The organism is Bacillus sp. Marseille-Q1617 (assembly GCF_903645295.1).
In the GTDB taxonomy this organism is placed as follows: Bacteria; Bacillota; Bacilli; order Bacillales; family Bacillaceae_B; genus Rossellomorea.
On the sequence record NZ_CAHJXM010000001.1, the window covers coordinates 71,152 to 87,739 of the forward strand.

14 protein-coding genes, 9 tRNA genes and 1 rRNA gene are annotated in these 16,588 nt (G+C 44.2%); 21 read left to right on the forward strand and 3 right to left on the reverse strand.

Going from position 1 to position 16,588, the window contains the following annotated elements:
• Positions 1-138: 138 nt before the first annotated feature.
• From rrf to rocF, 13 genes are all read left to right on the forward strand, one after another.
• A 5S ribosomal RNA gene (gene rrf / locus HWX64_RS00410) occupies positions 139-255 on the forward strand.
• A 9-nt stretch (positions 256-264) separates the two neighbouring features.
• Positions 265-339, forward strand: a tRNA-Asn gene (locus tag HWX64_RS00415).
• Between the two features lie 2 nt (positions 340-341).
• A tRNA-Thr gene (locus HWX64_RS00420) sits at positions 342-414 on the forward strand.
• Positions 415-436: 22 nt separating this feature from the next.
• Positions 437-511: transfer RNA gene (locus tag HWX64_RS00425), tRNA-Glu, on the forward strand.
• Between the two features lie 42 nt (positions 512-553).
• Positions 554-629: transfer RNA gene (locus tag HWX64_RS00430), tRNA-Val, on the forward strand.
• Between the two features lie 104 nt (positions 630-733).
• Positions 734-809, forward strand: a tRNA-Thr gene (locus tag HWX64_RS00435).
• 14 nt (positions 810-823) lie between these two features.
• A tRNA-Tyr gene (locus HWX64_RS00440) sits at positions 824-907 on the forward strand.
• Between the two features lie 59 nt (positions 908-966).
• Positions 967-1,041, forward strand: a tRNA-Gln gene (locus HWX64_RS00445).
• Between the two features lie 4 nt (positions 1,042-1,045).
• A tRNA-Lys gene (locus HWX64_RS00450) sits at positions 1,046-1,118 on the forward strand.
• A gap of 49 nt (positions 1,119-1,167) precedes the next feature.
• Positions 1,168-1,243, forward strand: a tRNA-Ala gene (locus HWX64_RS00455).
• Between the two features lie 364 nt (positions 1,244-1,607).
• Positions 1,608-1,928: a transposase gene (locus HWX64_RS00460; RefSeq protein ID WP_175986392.1), complete on the forward strand. Its 321-nt coding sequence runs from the start codon at positions 1,608-1,610 to the stop codon at positions 1,926-1,928.
• A 17-nt stretch (positions 1,929-1,945) separates the two neighbouring features.
• The gene (locus tag HWX64_RS00465) at positions 1,946-2,881 is read left to right on the forward strand and encodes an IS3 family transposase (RefSeq protein WP_254871100.1); all 936 of its coding nucleotides are present in this window, start codon (positions 1,946-1,948) and stop codon (positions 2,879-2,881) included.
• A gap of 430 nt (positions 2,882-3,311) precedes the next feature.
• A complete protein-coding gene (gene rocF, locus HWX64_RS00470; RefSeq protein WP_175986394.1) occupies positions 3,312-4,214 on the forward strand; it encodes an arginase in 903 nt (300 codons plus the stop codon).
• Between the two features lie 149 nt (positions 4,215-4,363).
• On the opposite strand, the gene HWX64_RS00475 is transcribed toward rocF, so the two are convergent.
• Entirely contained in the window at positions 4,364-4,528 is a 165-nt protein-coding gene (locus HWX64_RS00475; RefSeq protein ID WP_175986396.1) for an aspartyl-phosphate phosphatase Spo0E family protein, read from the reverse strand.
• A gap of 168 nt (positions 4,529-4,696) precedes the next feature.
• Between HWX64_RS00475 and sigW the strand changes: the two genes are divergently transcribed.
• The 6 genes from sigW (at position 4,697) to glmS (ending at position 11,910) form a co-directional block, all read left to right on the forward strand.
• Positions 4,697-5,260: an RNA polymerase sigma factor SigW gene (gene sigW / locus HWX64_RS00480; RefSeq protein WP_175986398.1), complete on the forward strand. Its 564-nt coding sequence runs from the start codon at positions 4,697-4,699 to the stop codon at positions 5,258-5,260.
• A gap of 15 nt (positions 5,261-5,275) precedes the next feature.
• Positions 5,276-5,908: an anti-sigma factor gene (locus HWX64_RS00485; RefSeq protein ID WP_175986400.1), complete on the forward strand. Its 633-nt coding sequence runs from the start codon at positions 5,276-5,278 to the stop codon at positions 5,906-5,908.
• Positions 5,909-6,150: 242 nt separating this feature from the next.
• A complete protein-coding gene (gene cdaA, locus HWX64_RS00490; RefSeq protein WP_175986401.1) occupies positions 6,151-6,987 on the forward strand; it encodes a diadenylate cyclase CdaA in 837 nt (278 codons plus the stop codon).
• Positions 6,980-8,218, forward strand: coding sequence for a YbbR-like domain-containing protein (locus tag HWX64_RS00495; RefSeq protein ID WP_175986403.1), 1,239 nt, complete (start codon positions 6,980-6,982; stop codon positions 8,216-8,218). The genes cdaA and HWX64_RS00495 overlap by 8 nt, the downstream gene beginning before the upstream one ends.
• A gap of 25 nt (positions 8,219-8,243) precedes the next feature.
• A complete protein-coding gene (gene glmM, locus HWX64_RS00500; RefSeq protein WP_175986405.1) occupies positions 8,244-9,593 on the forward strand; it encodes a phosphoglucosamine mutase in 1,350 nt (449 codons plus the stop codon).
• 514 nt (positions 9,594-10,107) lie between these two features.
• Positions 10,108-11,910 carry a glutamine--fructose-6-phosphate transaminase (isomerizing) gene (gene glmS / locus HWX64_RS00505; RefSeq protein ID WP_175986406.1) on the forward strand — a complete coding sequence of 601 codons (1,803 nt, stop codon included), beginning with the start codon at positions 10,108-10,110 and terminating at the stop codon, positions 11,908-11,910.
• Positions 11,911-11,956: 46 nt separating this feature from the next.
• On the opposite strand, the gene HWX64_RS00510 is transcribed toward glmS, so the two are convergent.
• Positions 11,957-12,289, reverse strand: coding sequence for a DUF1292 domain-containing protein (locus HWX64_RS00510; RefSeq protein ID WP_254870998.1), 333 nt, complete (start codon positions 12,287-12,289; stop codon positions 11,957-11,959).
• Between the two features lie 176 nt (positions 12,290-12,465).
• On the opposite strand from HWX64_RS00510, the gene HWX64_RS00515 reads away from it, so the two are divergent.
• Together HWX64_RS00515 and HWX64_RS00520 are read left to right on the forward strand one after the other, a co-directional pair.
• A complete protein-coding gene (locus HWX64_RS00515) occupies positions 12,466-14,661 on the forward strand; it encodes an FUSC family protein (RefSeq protein WP_175986408.1) in 2,196 nt (731 codons plus the stop codon).
• A 165-nt stretch (positions 14,662-14,826) separates the two neighbouring features.
• Positions 14,827-15,522, forward strand: coding sequence for a YqcI/YcgG family protein (locus HWX64_RS00520; protein WP_175989570.1), 696 nt, complete (start codon positions 14,827-14,829; stop codon positions 15,520-15,522).
• Between the two features lie 50 nt (positions 15,523-15,572).
• Here the strand turns inward: HWX64_RS00520 and HWX64_RS00525 are convergent, their stop codons facing one another.
• A complete protein-coding gene (locus HWX64_RS00525) occupies positions 15,573-16,436 on the reverse strand; it encodes a DUF4097 domain-containing protein (RefSeq protein ID WP_175986410.1) in 864 nt (287 codons plus the stop codon).
• Positions 16,437-16,588 lie beyond the last annotated feature (152 nt).

The window sequence follows — 16,588 nt, forward strand, 5'->3', positions numbered from 1 at the left end:
TAAATGAACACATTGGTCGATATTCGGCTTTCTTGACATCAATCCTTTATCTAGTTTTCAGGGAATAAATTTTTGAAATTTACCCTTGAAATTCATTGAAAATATTATATAATAATATTTGTCATTGTAAGCAATCAGTCTGGTGATTATGGCGAAGAGGTCACACCCGTTCCCATGCCGAACACGGAAGTTAAGCTCTTCAGCGCCGATGGTAGTTGGGGGCTCTCCCCCTGTGAGAGTAGGACGTCGCCAGGCTAAAATCATTCCGCAGTAGCTCAGTGGTAGAGCTATCGGCTGTTAACCGATCGGTCGCAAGTTCGAATCTTGCCTGCGGAGCCATTGCTTCCATAGCTCAGCAGGTAGAGTGCTTCCATGGTAAGGAAGAGGTCACCGGTTCGAGCCCGGTTGGAAGCTTTTATTTTTTAAAAGATAGACTGGCCCATTGGTCAAGCGGTTAAGACACCGCCCTTTCACGGCGGTAACACGGGTTCGAATCCCGTATGGGTCACCAAAGTTTTTTCGCGCAAGCGAAAAGAACTTACCTTTACATATTGGAGGATTAGCTCAGCTGGGAGAGCATCTGCCTTACAAGCAGAGGGTCGGCGGTTCGATCCCGTCATCCTCCACCATAGATTTTTGCGAAGCGACAGCGGAGCAAAAGATCTTTCCTTCCTTTACTAAGAGAGAAGGAAAAACGTCCTTAAACAGGACAAGCAGACAAACAATTTAACACGCCGGTGTAGCTCAACTGGTAGAGCAACTGACTTGTAATCAGTAGGTTGGGGGTTCAAGTCCTCTTGCCGGCACCATTTTCTCTCATTATGGAGGGGTAGCGAAGTGGCTAAACGCGGCGGACTGTAAATCCGCTCCTTCGGGTTCGGCAGTTCGAATCTGCCCCCCTCCACCATTGTATATTTCAAAATGAAATGGACATATTAGTAATGTCCCTTTTTTATGTCATAATATTGGGCTATAGCCAAGCGGTAAGGCATCGCACTTTGACTGCGACATGCGTTGGTTCGAATCCAGCTAGCCCAGCCATTATGAGCCATTAGCTCAGTTGGTAGAGCATCTGACTTTTAATCAGAGGGTCGAAGGTTCGAGTCCTTCATGGCTCATCACTATTTCTCACATCCTACCCATGGATGTGAGAAATTCCTATATCATGGGGCCTTAGCTCAGCTGGGAGAGCGCCTGCTTTGCACGCAGGAGGTCAGCGGTTCGATCCCGCTAGGCTCCACCATACATACGACATTAAGAACCTCAACTCTATTATAGGGTTGGGGTTTTTTTATGTGGCTGGTAAGGGGGCAGAAAAATGTGAAATATATTTTTAAAACTGCTGGCAGCTGGTGAAAAGTTTTTGTTTGTTCTTGAAGAATAGCGGCCATTATTTTTAATTTGTTAGCCGAATTTCATACAAAACACATGATGATTTTTAATTGTAAGCTGCCCCCAGCGTGAAATGGAGTCTGTACGGCGGATCATTGTGCCTCATCATTTTAATTAATTGCGCCGGAAACCCGATAATTCTATTTAGCCCCTTTACTCTTTTGGACACCTACTTCTATAGATATTAAGATAGAAGTATCAAAGGAGGAGCCAAAATGAGTAAACGAAATGGACCAATGGAAGAAGTGAAAAAACAATACGTTCGCATGGCGCTGGAATCAGGTAATATGGCTTTTATCGCTAGGAAAACAGGAGTCAATCAGTCCACTCTTAGTAATTGGGTAAAGCAGTATCGTGATGAGATTGAAGCTGAGATGGAAAAAGAGGGTGTAACTCCTCTATCCAAGTCTTCTTCTGAAAGTGATATCCAGAAGAAATACGATCATGCCATGAAATTACTCGGTGAGAAGGAACTTGAAGTTACGATGCTTAGAGAAATGCTAAAAAAAAAGTTTCCGGACTTTCCGAGCGAATAGCCTTTGCCCATGAATGGATCCAGGCTGGTTTTCCTGCCAAACGTGTTTTAAAGATTGCTTCCGTAGGACGTTCAACGTATTACTATAGGGTTTCTAACCCCACTGTGAAACGGGAAACCACGGGGGGAAGACCAATCCCTGGATTCTCCATGAACACCAAAGGAAAGAGAGTTAAAGATTCTTTAATAAAGAAGTACTTAATGAAATTGATTGATGGTGAATCAGCTGTATATGGGTACCGTAAGCTGACAAGGGCCTTAAGAAAAAAATACAAACTAATCATTAATAAAAAGAAAGTCTACAGATTGTGTAAAGAGCTAGATATCTTGATGCCTCAAAGAGAAAAGAACCCAAAATATCCTAGAAAACTAGCTAGAAACCGTTCTGTTAATGGTCCTAATCAGTTATGGCAGCTAGATATTAAGTATGGGTATGTGCTTTCTTCAAGGCGTTATTTCTTCCTGGCTAGTGCCATTGATGTCTACGATCGTACGATCGTAGGTCATTACAGAGGTACTGTGTGCGAAGCCAAACATATCACCAAAATGCTTCAGAAGGCTATTATGAAACGAAATATTCATATCCCCGACTCTGAAGATCAAATAGCTGATAACTCCACTAAACTAATTATCAGGACTGATAACGGTCCACAATTCTGTAGTCATCATTTTCAGGATTTTTGTAAGGAACAAATCGTGATTGAGCACGAAAGGATCCCACCGAAGTCACCTAATATGAATGCTTATATTGAGTCTTTTCATAGTGTACTGGAACGAGAGTGTTATCAAAGAAATGAGTTTATAAACTTTGAACATGCTTATAAAAAGGTCGATGATTATATCCAGTTTTACAATGAAGAACGATATCACGGCAGTTTGATGGACTATTCACCAAAAGAGTATTTTGAGAAATATATGGACAATCAAGTGAAACCAATCACATTAACCATGTGACCTCAATGTTTTTGAACAGGTTTCCTGTTTGAAAACATTGAGGCCAGCAAGCGAAAGCGCGGTAGAAAGATGAAAAACTAAGTAACCCTAAGAAAAGTGGAGTATGTGTCCAAACTTAGGGGGTTAAACCGAATTGCTCCACTTTCGAGATAATTGCGCCGGAAACCCGATAATTGCTCCACTTTCGAGATAATTGCGCCAAATCCCAAATAATTGCTCCACTTGTCGAATAATCTCCACGCAAGCAAGTATCCAACCGAGCCTTGACACCCCAATCCCCTTCCCCGCCCCTCATATTCTTCCAAAAACCCCTTCCCAAACCCACTTCCAACCGCATATATATACACAATCCTGTCCAGTTGAGTCATCGCTCGCTAACAGGCTACAATAGAGTGAGAGACAGATAATAGGGTTTAGGAGGAATATAACTATGAACAAGAACATATCAATTATTGGGGTACCTATGGATTTAGGACAGATGAGACGCGGGGTCGATATGGGACCAAGTGCCATCCGTTATGCAGGAGTGGTTGAGCGACTTGAAAATCTGGGTTATGACATGAAAGACCTTGGGGATATTGAAATTGGACAGGCAGAACGTGTACATAATAATCCGGATACTAATTTGAGAAATTTGAAAGCGGTTGCTGAAGCCAGCAGCAAGCTTGCATCTACCGTGGATGAAGTGATTTCAAGCGGAGATTTCCCATTGATTTTCGGAGGGGATCACAGTATTGCCATCGGGACGCTGGCGGGAGTTTCTAAACATTATGAAAATCTCGGAGTCATCTGGTATGATGCGCATGGAGATTTAAATACAGGTGAGACTTCTCCATCCGGCAACATTCATGGTATGCCTCTTGCGGTAAGCTTGGGGATCGGTCATGAAGACCTGACGAGCATCGGGGGGAATACGCCCAAAATCAAACCTGAGAATATCGTGATCATCGGTGCCCGCTCATTAGATGAAGGAGAAAGAGAGCTTATCAAGGAAAGAGGCATCAAGGTATATACAATGCACGAAGTCGACCGTATGGGTATGGCGAAGGTGATGGAGGAAGCGATTGGATACTTGAAGGATAAAACGGATGGTGTTCATTTGTCTCTTGATTTGGACGGACTGGATCCAAGTGACGCTCCTGGAGTGGGTACTCCGGTCCTTGGTGGAATCAGCTACCGGGAAAGTCATCTGGCCATGGAAATGCTTGAAGAAGCTAAAATCATTACATCCGCAGAATTTGTAGAGGTCAATCCGATCCTTGATGAAAAAAATAAAACGGCAACCGTAGCCGTTGCCCTGATGGGTTCCTTATTCGGGGAGAAACTGCTGTAAAAAACGGCTATTAGAGGCAGCCTTCATAATGAAGACATACACATAAATTTTTATGGCCCGGGCCACTAATAACTCACTTCTAATAATAAGATATAAAACAAATAAGGCTGAAAACCCCAAACAGGTTTTCAGCCTTTCTCTATCTTCTTTCAATTTTGTTTGACTAATTGGTATTGGTTTAACAGATTGTCCAACCGGGTACTCAAACTTACCACTTTTTCATCAGCGTATGATGACTCTTTTGCGAGTTCTACCATTTGACGCCGGCAGTCTTCAATTTGGTACAGCAACTCTTTATTAACCCTTCCACTCATGGTGAATCCCCCTGTACATTAAATATTAGTCCTTTTATACCCCTTTTCTATAAAATGTAAACATTTTTAGGTAAAAATTTGTTAGGATTATATTATGAAAAAATTGAAACCTTTTTAGAGGGTGAAACGTATATAAATATAGCCGCATAGAGCGGGGGTATAACAGAGATGGAAGCATTAGTGAAAAAACGGATAAAACAAGTGTTAAAAGGCGATCAAAGTGCTTTTGCAGAATTGGTTGAGCTTTATAAAGATAAAGTGTTTCAGATTTGTTATCGGATGCTTGGGAACCGGCATGAAGCAGAAGATATAGCACAGGAAGCGTTTATCAGGGCTTATGTGAACATTGAAACCTTTAATCAGAAACGGAAGTTCTCGACGTGGCTGTTTCGGATTGCTACGAACCTTTGTATAGACCGGATACGGAAGAAGAAGCCGGACTATTATTTGGATGCCGAGGTGGCAGGCACGGAAGGATTGACGATGTATTCACAGGTTGCAGCCGATGTACAGATGCCTGAAGATGAAGTGGAGAACATGGAGCTTCAGGAGACGATACAGAAGGAAATTTCCAAGCTGCCTGAGAAATATCGATCGGTTATCGTATTAAAATATATCGAAGAACTGCCGCTGCAGGAAATCAGTGAAATACTGGATATGCCCTTGGGTACGGTCAAGACAAGGGTACATAGAGGCCGGGAAGCTCTTCGTAAACAATTAAAATCTTTATAGAGAGGGTGAGTGAAAATGAAAACTTGTCCTGAAGAATTGATCGACTATATGCACGACTATTTAGACGGCGATATAACAAGCGAGAATGAACAGAAATTAAAGCATCATCTGCAGCAGTGTGAGGAGTGCCAGCATCACTTTCATGAGCTGAAAAAAGCGATAGCGTTCGTACAAAGCACTTCCCATATCAGTGCGCCGGATGACTTTACCAATAAGGTGATGGACAGATTACCGAAAGAAAAGAAAAAGGTAGGCGTAGAGAGATGGCTCCGCCACCATCCGCTGCTGACGGCGGCTGCTCTATTCATCTTCTTTATGACAGGAAGTGTGTTTGCCTCATGGAATGACAATCAGGATTTCTCATTCACCAAAAATGATGCGCTGGTCGTACAGGATCACACGGTCGTGGTTCCTGAAGGCAAGGTGGTAAATGGGGATTTGACCGTCCGTAATGGCGATGTGAAAATAGAAGGAAAAGTGACAGGCGATGTAACCGTCATTAACGGGAATCAATATCTTGCCTCCGCCGGTACGGTTACTGGGGAGATCAAAGAAATCGATGCGGCATTCGAATGGCTTTGGTACCAGGTCAAAACAGGGGCAAAAGATTTAGTTGAATGGGGAAATTCGCAACTTGATGAAAAGTAAGATATGATAAAAGGGATGCAGCGTTGCGTGTTCGTCCCTGATAGACTGACATGTAAGGTTTCATGTCAGTTTTTTTGCGGAATACTTTAATAGAGAATACATGCTTTATTGGTAATTATTAATATATAGAGCCATGGGCTTCTTTCCTGTAACAGAATGAGAATGTGCTATAATGGATTAGTTACGAAAAAAGAAGCCACATGGCGGCTTACGCTTTCGATTAAGCTATTGGAGGATGTAATATGCCGTTTATCGATCTATTTTCAGATTACTCTGCCCTGGATTATGTCTCGGATATCGTAGACATTCTTGTGGTATGGTTTGTTATCTATAAATTAATCATGCTCATAAAGGGTACCAAGGCAGTTCAATTATTAAAAGGTATCTTTGTCATTATCATTGTCAGGGGGCTCAGCAGTATCTTTGGTTTGGATACACTGGGGTGGATGATGGAGCAGGCGCTCACATGGGGTTTCCTCGCGATCATCATCATCTTCCAGCCTGAACTTCGCCGTGCACTTGAGCAGCTGGGAAGGGGACATTTATTCTCAAGGACCGGTATGCAGGAGGAAGAAGAACAGGAGCAAATGATCGAGTCCATGACGAAGGCGGTCAGTTATATGGCCAAACGCCGGATTGGTGCTCTTCTTTCTATTGAAAGAGAGACCGGGATGAGTGACTACATAGAGACGGGTATCGCGATTGATGCCAAAATCACTTCTCAATTGCTCATCAATATTTTTATCCCGAATACTCCGCTTCACGACGGGGCGGTCATTATCCAGAAACGTCAAATTGCTGCAGCAGCCTGTTATCTGCCTCTTTCGGAAAGTCCGTTCATTTCGAAAGAACTTGGAACGAGGCACAGAGCAGCCCTCGGTGTAAGTGAAGTGACGGATAGTATCACGGTTGTCGTATCAGAAGAAACGGGAGCAATCTCCATCACGAAGAACGGAGAGCTGCATCGCGATCTGTCATTGGAGCGCTTCAAGGAAATCCTGACAGTGGAGCTGATAGGAGATAAGACAAATGCTTCCTCATCAAAATGGAGCTGGAGGGGGAAGAAAGAAAATGGATAAATTCATGGAATCCCGTTGGTTTATGCGTGTGGTTGGGCTGCTTCTGGCATTCATCCTTTACTTATCAGTGAACTTTGATGATATCCAGAAGACTGCGAACAATAGCAGCAATCCCCAAACATCCTTTGACACCATCCAGAATGTGCCGCTCGAAGTTTTTTATGATTCCGAGAACCTTGTTGTTTCGGGACTCCCGGAAACCGTGAATTTGACGGTGGATGGCCCGAAGGCGATTGTTCAGCCGACCAAAACATTAAAAGATTTTCAAGTGTATGTCGACTTGAATGATGTGGGGATTGGTGAACATCAGGTTCCTGTGGAAATTGATAATATATCGGATAAATTGAAAGTGAAGATCAACCCTGAGTTTGTAACGGTAACCGTACAGGAGAAAGTGACCGAAGAATTTACGATAGAACCGGAGTTTAATTCAGGCCTCCTATCGAACGGATATGAAGCCGAAGGTCTATCAGTGAATCCGAAAACGGTCAAGGTTACAGGGGCAAAGGATCAGATAGAGCAGATTGCTTATGTAAAAGCGACCCTTGATATAGAGGGTGAAATAAGTGAAAATGTCACGAGGGAAGCGAAAGTCCAGGTCCTGGACCGGGAATATAACAAACTGAATGTCCAGATCGAGCCGGAATTTGTGGATGTCACCGTATCCGTGGTGAACCCGAGCAAGGAAGTTCCGATCGCTGTTAAGGAAAAAGGTTCCTTACCGGAAGGAACGACCCTCGAGTCCATTTCGGTTGAACCTGAAACAGCCGACGTATTCGGCAGGCAGGAAGTATTGGATACAATCAAAGAGCTTACAGCCGAAGTCGATTTAAGCAAAATCACGAAAGACACAACCATTTCCGTACCGCTTTCTTTGAAAGACGGCTTAAACAAAGTGGCCCCAGAGGAAGTAAAGGTCAATATTGACGTCAATACAAATTCCGAGAAAAAGTTATCTGGACTTGAACTGACCCCGGAGGGCTTGGGAGAAGAGTACGAATACACCATATTGACGCCTGAGAACGGAGCAGTCGATGCGACGTTAAAAGGAGAAAATGGTGTAGTTGAGAAAGTAACAAAAGAAGATTTTAACTTAGCCTTGGATCTGACGGGTCTCGAGCCCGGCGAGCATGAAGTGGAGATTGATGCCGAAGGTCCTGAAAATATTGATTGGACGCTATCTCAAGATACAGTGAAGATTCAGATTAAAGAAAAGAACACTTCAGCATAAGAGCTGTGAAAAGGAGAGAATGACAATGGGTAAGTATTTTGGAACAGATGGTGTAAGAGGTGTAGCGAATACGGAATTAACACCGGAATTGGCATTTAAACTTGGCCGATTCGGCGGTTATGTCCTGACGAAGGATGCGACACGTCCTAAGATCCTGATTGGAAGAGATACCCGTATTTCCGGGCATATGCTTGAAGGGGCATTGGTTGCCGGCTTGCTCTCTATCGGGGCGGAAGTGATGCGTCTTGGCGTCATCTCGACTCCGGGAGTTTCCTATTTGACGAAAGCGCTGGGAGCTCAGGCGGGAGTGATGATATCTGCTTCTCATAATCCTGTCGCGGATAACGGAATTAAATTCTTCGGTCCTGACGGTTTTAAATTATCCGACGATCAGGAACTCGAAATCGAAGAGCTGTTAGATCAAACGGAAGACAGCCTTCCACGTCCTACAGGCGCAGATCTTGGCCAGGTAAGTGATTATTTCGAAGGCGGACAGAAGTACCTTCAATACTTAAAGCAGACTGTAGACGAAGATTTCGATGGTTTACATATTGCATTGGACTGCGCTCACGGTGCCACTTCCTCATTGGCGACCCACTTATTTGCTGATTTGGATGCAGATATCTCAACGATGGGCGCGTCTCCGGATGGATTGAATATCAATGAAGGAGTGGGATCGACTCATCCTGAAGCACTTGCCGAAATGGTGAAGGAAAAAGGTGCGGATGTCGGACTGGCATTTGATGGTGACGGGGACCGTATCATTGCGGTGGATGAACACGGGGCGATTGTAGACGGCGATCAAATCATGTATATCTGCGGTAAATACTTGAAGTCTGAAGGCAGACTGAAACAGTCGACAGTAGTATCGACGGTCATGAGTAATCTTGGCTTCCATAAAGGCCTCGAAGAGCATGGGATTCAAAGCATCCAGACCGCAGTCGGGGACCGCTATGTAGTAGAAGAAATGAAAACAAACGGTTACAACCTCGGCGGTGAGCAGTCAGGTCATATCATCTTTCTTGATTACAATACGACTGGGGACGGCCTCCTGACAGGTATTCAGCTTGTGAATATCATGAAGGTGACAGGCAAATCATTATCTGAGTTAGCGGGAGAGATGCAGAAGTTCCCGCAGAAGCTTGTGAATGTACGAGTTACAGACAAGCATCATGTAACAGACAATGAAAAAGTGAAAAGCGTCATCGAAAAAGTGGAAGCAGAAATGAACGGAAACGGCCGGATCCTTGTCCGCCCATCCGGTACCGAGCCTCTTGTACGCGTGATGGCTGAAGCTCCGACGGAAGAATTATGTGCGCAATACGTTGATGAAATTGCTGAAGTGGTAAAAAGAGAAATGGGATTAAACGAATAACCGTTTTTATGCACAAGGGGTACAAAACATACTCCTTGTGCATATTTAATAATGTAGGATTATTTTATTTTACCTCACGTGTTTATGCACTATTTGTTTCGGGAAGATAACAATGTGATAACAACTTACTCCGGTGTTCATATTTTTATTGACGCAAGAGTTCCTGCTGGTGTATGATGATTTTGTTTTTGATTTCCAAGTAATTTGGAAACGGCACATTTGATTCAGATGTGGAAAGGTGGATTGTTTATTACACTTATTAAAAGCGCCAGGACTAAACGGGTCCGAGCCGTTTAGTTGACGAGGTGGAGGTTCAATCGAGTGTTCGGCGGATGCCTCCCGGTTCCATATAGTCACGGAGCCGTTAGATTCTTTCTCAAAACATCGAGGCAACTTGATGCACAAAGGGAAGATAAACAGTGACTTACTAAAAATAATGACAATTGAGATAAGGGGGCAGGCTGTCCCCAAAAGATATCTTGCCCCCTTTTCCATTCAGGGAGGATATTTATTTATGTGTGGTATCGTAGGATATATCGGAAATTCAGATACGAAGGAAATTTTGTTAAAAGGTCTTGAGAAGCTTGAGTACCGTGGTTATGATTCTGCAGGTATTGCCGTTCAGAATGCAGATGGAATCCACGTATTTAAAGAAAAAGGCCGTATCGCGGATCTTCGCGGAATCGTTGATGAGAACGTAGCAAGCAACACAGGGATCGGGCATACCCGCTGGGCGACACATGGTGTACCAAGCCAGGTGAATGCTCACCCTCATCAAAGTACTTCAGGGCGTTTCACGATCGTTCATAACGGTGTAATCGAAAACTACTCACAGCTTAAACGTCAATATCTTACGGATGTTGAGTTCAAAAGTGAAACAGATACAGAAATCATCGTTCAATTGATCGAAAAGCTTGTTGAAGAAGGAAACGCTGTAGAAGAAGCGTTCCGTCAAACATTGATGCTGCTTAAAGGATCTTATGCAATCGCGTTATTGGATGCTGAAAACGATGAAACGATCTTTGTAGGAAAAAACAAGAGCCCGCTGCTTGTAGGTCTTGGTGAAGGCTTCAACGTTGTAGCAAGTGATGCAATGGCGATGATCCAGGTAACGGACCAATTCGTTGAACTGATGGATAAAGAAATGGTCATCGTAACAAAAGAGAAGGTTGAAATCCAAAACCTGATCGGGGAAGTAATGGAACGTGCTCCTTACACGGCTGAAATTGATGCAAGTGATATCGAAAAAGGAACATACCCTCATTACATGCTGAAAGAAATCGATGAGCAGCCATTGGTGATGCGTAAAATCATCCAGGCATACCAAAACGAGAACAACGAGCTTCACATCGATGAGCCGATTGTCGGTGCAATGAAAGAAGCGGACCGCATCTACATCATAGCTGCCGGAACAAGCTACCACGCTGGACTTGTAGGAAAGCAATTCATCGAGAAGAGCGCAGGCATCCCTGTGGAGGTCCATGTTGCGAGTGAGTTCAACTATAATATGCCGCTTCTATCCGAGAAGCCATTATTCATCTTTATTTCTCAAAGCGGTGAAACGGCTGACAGCCGTGCCGTTCTTGTTCAAGTCAAAGAGATGGGCCACAAAGCGCTTACGATTACAAACGTAGCAGGATCCACTCTATCACGTGAAGCGGATTACACACTTCTTCTTCACGCAGGACCTGAAATCGCAGTAGCTTCCACAAAAGCTTACACAGCTCAATTAGCGGTATTGGCAATCCTTGCTCACGTAACGGGCCAATCTTGTGGAACGGTTCAGGACTTCGACTTGATCCAGGAGCTTGGAATCGTAGCGACTGCTATGGAAGCGCTGTGTGATACGAAGGAAGAATTCGAGGAAATCGCACGAGAATATCTTTCAACAACACGCAACTGCTTCTTCATCGGACGTTCACTTGATTTCTATGTAGGGCTTGAAGGTTCACTGAAGCTTAAAGAGATCTCTTACATCCAGGCAGAAGGATTTGCCGGTGGAGAGCTTAAGCACGGTACAATCGCCCTGATCGAAGAAGGAACACCGGTCGTCGCTCTTGCAACGCAGGAAGCTGTAAACTTAAGCATCCGTGGAAATGTGAAAGAGGTAGTGGCTCGCGGAGCGAACCCTTGCATCATCTCCATGAAAGGTTTAGAAGACGAAGAAGACCGCTTCGTCATCCCAGAGGTTAACCCAATGTTAACACCTCTTATCTCTGTCATTCCGTTACAATTAATTTCTTACTACGCTGCTCTGCACCGCGACTGTGATGTAGATAAGCCGCGTAACCTGGCTAAGTCGGTTACGGTTGAGTAAGAAAAGATAAAACCCCATACCGCTGACCTCAGCGGTATGGGGTTTTTTAATGCTCTTTGAAACCCTGCTCGGACGGCTGTGCATCCACCGCAATTTCATACGCATCAAGAATATTCTCTATTGTATTGGGATCCTCTATACTTTCCAGATACTGTTCACTGCCTTCATTTTCAACACGCATCACCAGCATATCCTGGATTTTATCCTGGGTTTTTAAGAGGGCATAGGTTTCATCGAACATATCGAATAAGGCTTCAACTGTTAAATGTAATTCATGGCCGTTTTCATCCGTTACGGTTATTGGATCTCTTATATTTCTCTCCATCATACACCTCCATTTACTCTTATCTTCTCTCCAAAAGACCGTAGTTATAAGCACTTTCCTTTACCTCCCATCCCAAAACCCGTATAATCGTAAAAATAACATAATGGAAAACGTTCCTTATGTTGCACCGACATAAAAAGTAACCTGCTGTTTCGACAGTCCAGGTTACTTTTTTATTGAGAAGGGTACGATATAAGAAATTACTTCAAGGGTAGAGGTATGATGATGAAATGAAACATTTACATAGACAACATGTATGGTTAGGGAGGTTCCTGGCTTCGGATCCCGGGCGTAAGAGGTTTCAGCAGGCAGGGAAGGCGACGATCAGTTTGATATCTGCCGTGTTTACGATGCTGTTTCTCCTCAATTTGTGGGAGTATCAGGCGATTACCCCTGCCATTGTGGCGGGGCTTGTCGGTATGCTTGGGGTCATGATCGTCATGGATGACACCGAAGCGAAGAAGAAAGTGACGACCGTCTTGATTGGGGTGTCGGTCGCTTTTGGAATAACGGTGGGTTCTTTACTCGCACATTATAGTCTGCTCGTGAATGGGCTGATGGTGCTTGTGATCTTCTCGGCCTTTTATTTTTCGCGTTTTCAGATCCGTTATTTTTCGATGGGGATGGCAGGGTTCATGGCCATTTATATGTCGTTCATTTTGCAATTGGATGCGGCGCACCTCATGTGGTTTTATATTGGGATCATCAGCGGAGTTGTATACGCTTATTTTTACAGCTTTGTCTTGTTTAAGGGTTCGGTTCATGTTCTGAGGAGAAGTATGCGTTCTTTCCATATCCAATCGAATGTGACATTTACGATCCTGATAAAAATGATTGAAGATCCTGACAGCAGTGAGAAGAGGAGAAAGATCCTTTATCGAAATGTGAATCGTTTAAATGACTATGCACGAATCGTTTCCTCAGAAATCAATGATGAAGATTTGAAAAAGCTGTGGCCTGGCATCGAGTCGTCTCAGCTAAGGTTATATGTGTTCGATACGGAGATGCTTGTCCAGACCTTGACGGATTCGCTCAGACGTCTGAAAGAGCTGGATGCGCTGGAATCTGCAGAAGTGAGGCGCTTGCTGGTCTGGGTCATACGTTCGCTCCGGGATGCTGAGGTGCTGGCCCATAATTATGACCCCCATTACTTGGAGGAAGCGGAGAAAGCCATTCAGGGACTGCGGCTGCTTCTGACAGAATTTCTTAGTAAAGAAGAAAAGCCTAAAGGAGTGTATCTCTTAAGAAGGATTGAATCGATTGCGAATCACGTGCTGGAAGCGGCACTGACCATCCAGGAGTCACTTAAAAAGCCTGGAGAGGACATAAAAGCAGCAGATGAAGCGGCTGAGGATGAACCGGATGAGAAGGAAGTTAAGCCGTTAATAGATCGGTCTCTTAAGCCGCAGACGCGAAAAGGCATTCAAGCGCTGGTCGCCGGGACCCTTGCTATCATCGTAGGCGAAATCATTTCACCGACTCAGCCTTATTGGGTGCTGCTGACCACTTTTATCATCCAGATTGGTACCGAGTCAGTGGGCAGAACATATATGAAGGGTTTCCAGCGGTCTGTCGGCACGGTCATCGGGGCCATCATCGGGTTTGGTGCGGCAAAGCTGGTATCCGGACAATCCGAGCTTGAAGTCTTCCTGCTCTTTTTCGTTTTATTCATGGCCCTCTATTTGTTTACCGTTTCCTATACGATGATGAGCTTATTCATCACGATGCTGATCGCGTTTATGTATGATTTATTGTTGGGCGGAATCAGCATGCAATTAATGGGAGCGAGGGTGCTGGATACAATTGCAGGAGCGGTGATTGCCTTAAGTGTGTCCGCTCTTGTACTGCCGAAGAAAACAAAGCACAAGGTGGGGGATGCGCTTGATGATTTCTTTAATGAGCTGGAAAGCTATGTTTCTGTTTATTTAAAAGGGTTTATGAAAAGTGACAATCCACCTCTTACTGATCAGGCATTTGATCTCGATCAGAAGCTTCAGGCAGTGAAGGACGAAGCGGCATCCATTCTTCAAAGGCCCGGTGCACTCACTCGTTCCGGAATCGGAAGATGGATCACGGTGACCACGGCAATCAACTATTATGCGAAGCATCTATTAGCCTCTTCCAATAGAAAAGCTGATCCCCAGGTAACGAATCATTTGTATGCAGTTTTAGGGGAAACAGAGGAGAAGCTTACACACAATATCAAGTCCTTGCGTGGACTGATGAAGGGATCAGAGGGAAAAGCTCATTTCTGGAGCCTTAATGAGGAGCGTGCGGAAGTCGAGAAGCTTGCGCCAAGCAGGCTTCACTCTCAACTGGATATCATTCATCACCTCTATTATATCTGGCGGATCAACCAGTCGATTCTCGCAATCGGCAAGGAAGTGGGGGCAGATGTAAGAGAAATGAAAGGAGAAAGCGGCTAAGCCCGTTTTCTCTTTTTTTATTTGGCAAATCATTAAGAAAAGAATGATCCCATAAATATTGGTTGTTTCAGATAGTCTGCCGAAGGGTACAAAACTACCATCTGTAAAAATTGTGAGGTGGCAGTTGTGTCAGACAAAAGAAGCTATTTATTCACGAAAGAAGATATGACCAACCCGGAGCTCGTGCCGCAGTGGGTCATAGAGGAATATCAACGTTTTCATGAAGTTGTAACGGACAAAACGTTCCCTTGTTATTTCGGGATGACCGGAGAGAAAAAAGGGGAACTTCGCTACTCATATATCAGCCATGACAACTGGGAGCATCTGCCCCAGACATTAAAAGAATTCAACGAATTATTTGATATACCGGAAGGGCAGCGTCTCATTCGGCACGGTTTCTTTCTATTTGTTGAACCTGAGAAAGAAGAGAGAGATATCCCGTATTACCGCGAATATTTCTGGAACATCCTTCAGTTCCTGCATGAGAATGATGACAAACCATGGCCGGCGGATTATCCAAAAGATCCAGATCACCACTTATGGGCGTTTTCATTCGCGGAAGAGCCGTATTTCGTTTTCGGTAATACGCCTGCCTATAAGCAGCGGAAAACCCGCGATCTTGGAAACAGCCTTGTATTAGGTTTCCAGCCAAGAAGAATATTTGAAGGTCTAGAAGGTACCTCCAAAGGAGGCATCATGTCACGTGAAAAAGTAAGGGAACGGGTTGAGAAGTGGGACGGCCTGCCGAAACACCCCAATATCAGCCACTACGGAGATCCTGATCACCGGGAGTGGAAGCAGTACTTCATAGGGGATGATATTGAACCGATTGAAGGGAAATGCCCGTTTCATCATAAATAGAAAAAAGGTGTCAGACCTTATCTTAAATGGTCTGACATCTTTTTTGTTAGTTAGTAAATATCCACACTGCCGCTTGAGACAGAAGCCTTCACGTTATACTTTCCGTTCCCCGCTGTGCCGCTGAGATCGCCATCCTCATCTTTTTTATCCTTGAGTGGGAAGGTTGACGAAACATCTCCGCTGCTTGCACGCCCATCCAGGGTGAAACCGGCATCATCCGGGAGGTCCAGATTTACTTCGCCTGAACTGACATCAAAGTCTATGTCCCCTGTCAGCGACTTCATCATGACCGTTACATCACCGGAAGAAACATCGCCGCTTAGCGGACCCTCAAAGTTCGAGATCTCGACATCTCCTGAGCTTAGATCCACCTTCCCGTCTTTAGTGGTTAAGTTGTCAATGGTTAAGTCACCTGATGATCCCTTGTGATCGAATACATTTGTATCGAAGTGTACCAGTTCCATATCACCAGAGCCCATCCTTACTGTGAATGTATCAAGCTTCATGGGGGTGGATGTTGACCCGCCTGTAAATACAACTTCACCAGAACCAAGTTCAATATTCATATCCCGGTCATAATCTTTCGGAACATACACGGTGATATCTGATTTTTGATTGAAGGCAATCCATTGATACCATTTATGCTTTACCTCCACTTCAATCGTATTTCCTCTCTCCTTCAGAGTGAGTTTACCATTTCCATCAATTTCGACTTTCACTTCATTCTCATCCCAAGGAATAATTTCCGTCTCGCCGCTTTCTAAAAGCAATTCAATTGAATCCACATCATTTGACACTTTCACTGAATCACCTGATTTATTTTCCTTGGCAAACAAAGATGTTTGATCATTTAAAATGGTGTAAAGAGCCCCTAAAGCCAATATCGCAATGATGATTGCAAAGATATTCTTCATCTGTATCCCCTCGCTTTGGTTTGTTTTTCCAATTTATAATTTTATTTTACTTGAAGCCCCTTATTCCAACAATGACGCTCCAGGATTATTTTTCACTCAGTCCTGAGACGTATGAGACAGTGACGAAAATCCTGATTCCGACACCCTGTTCA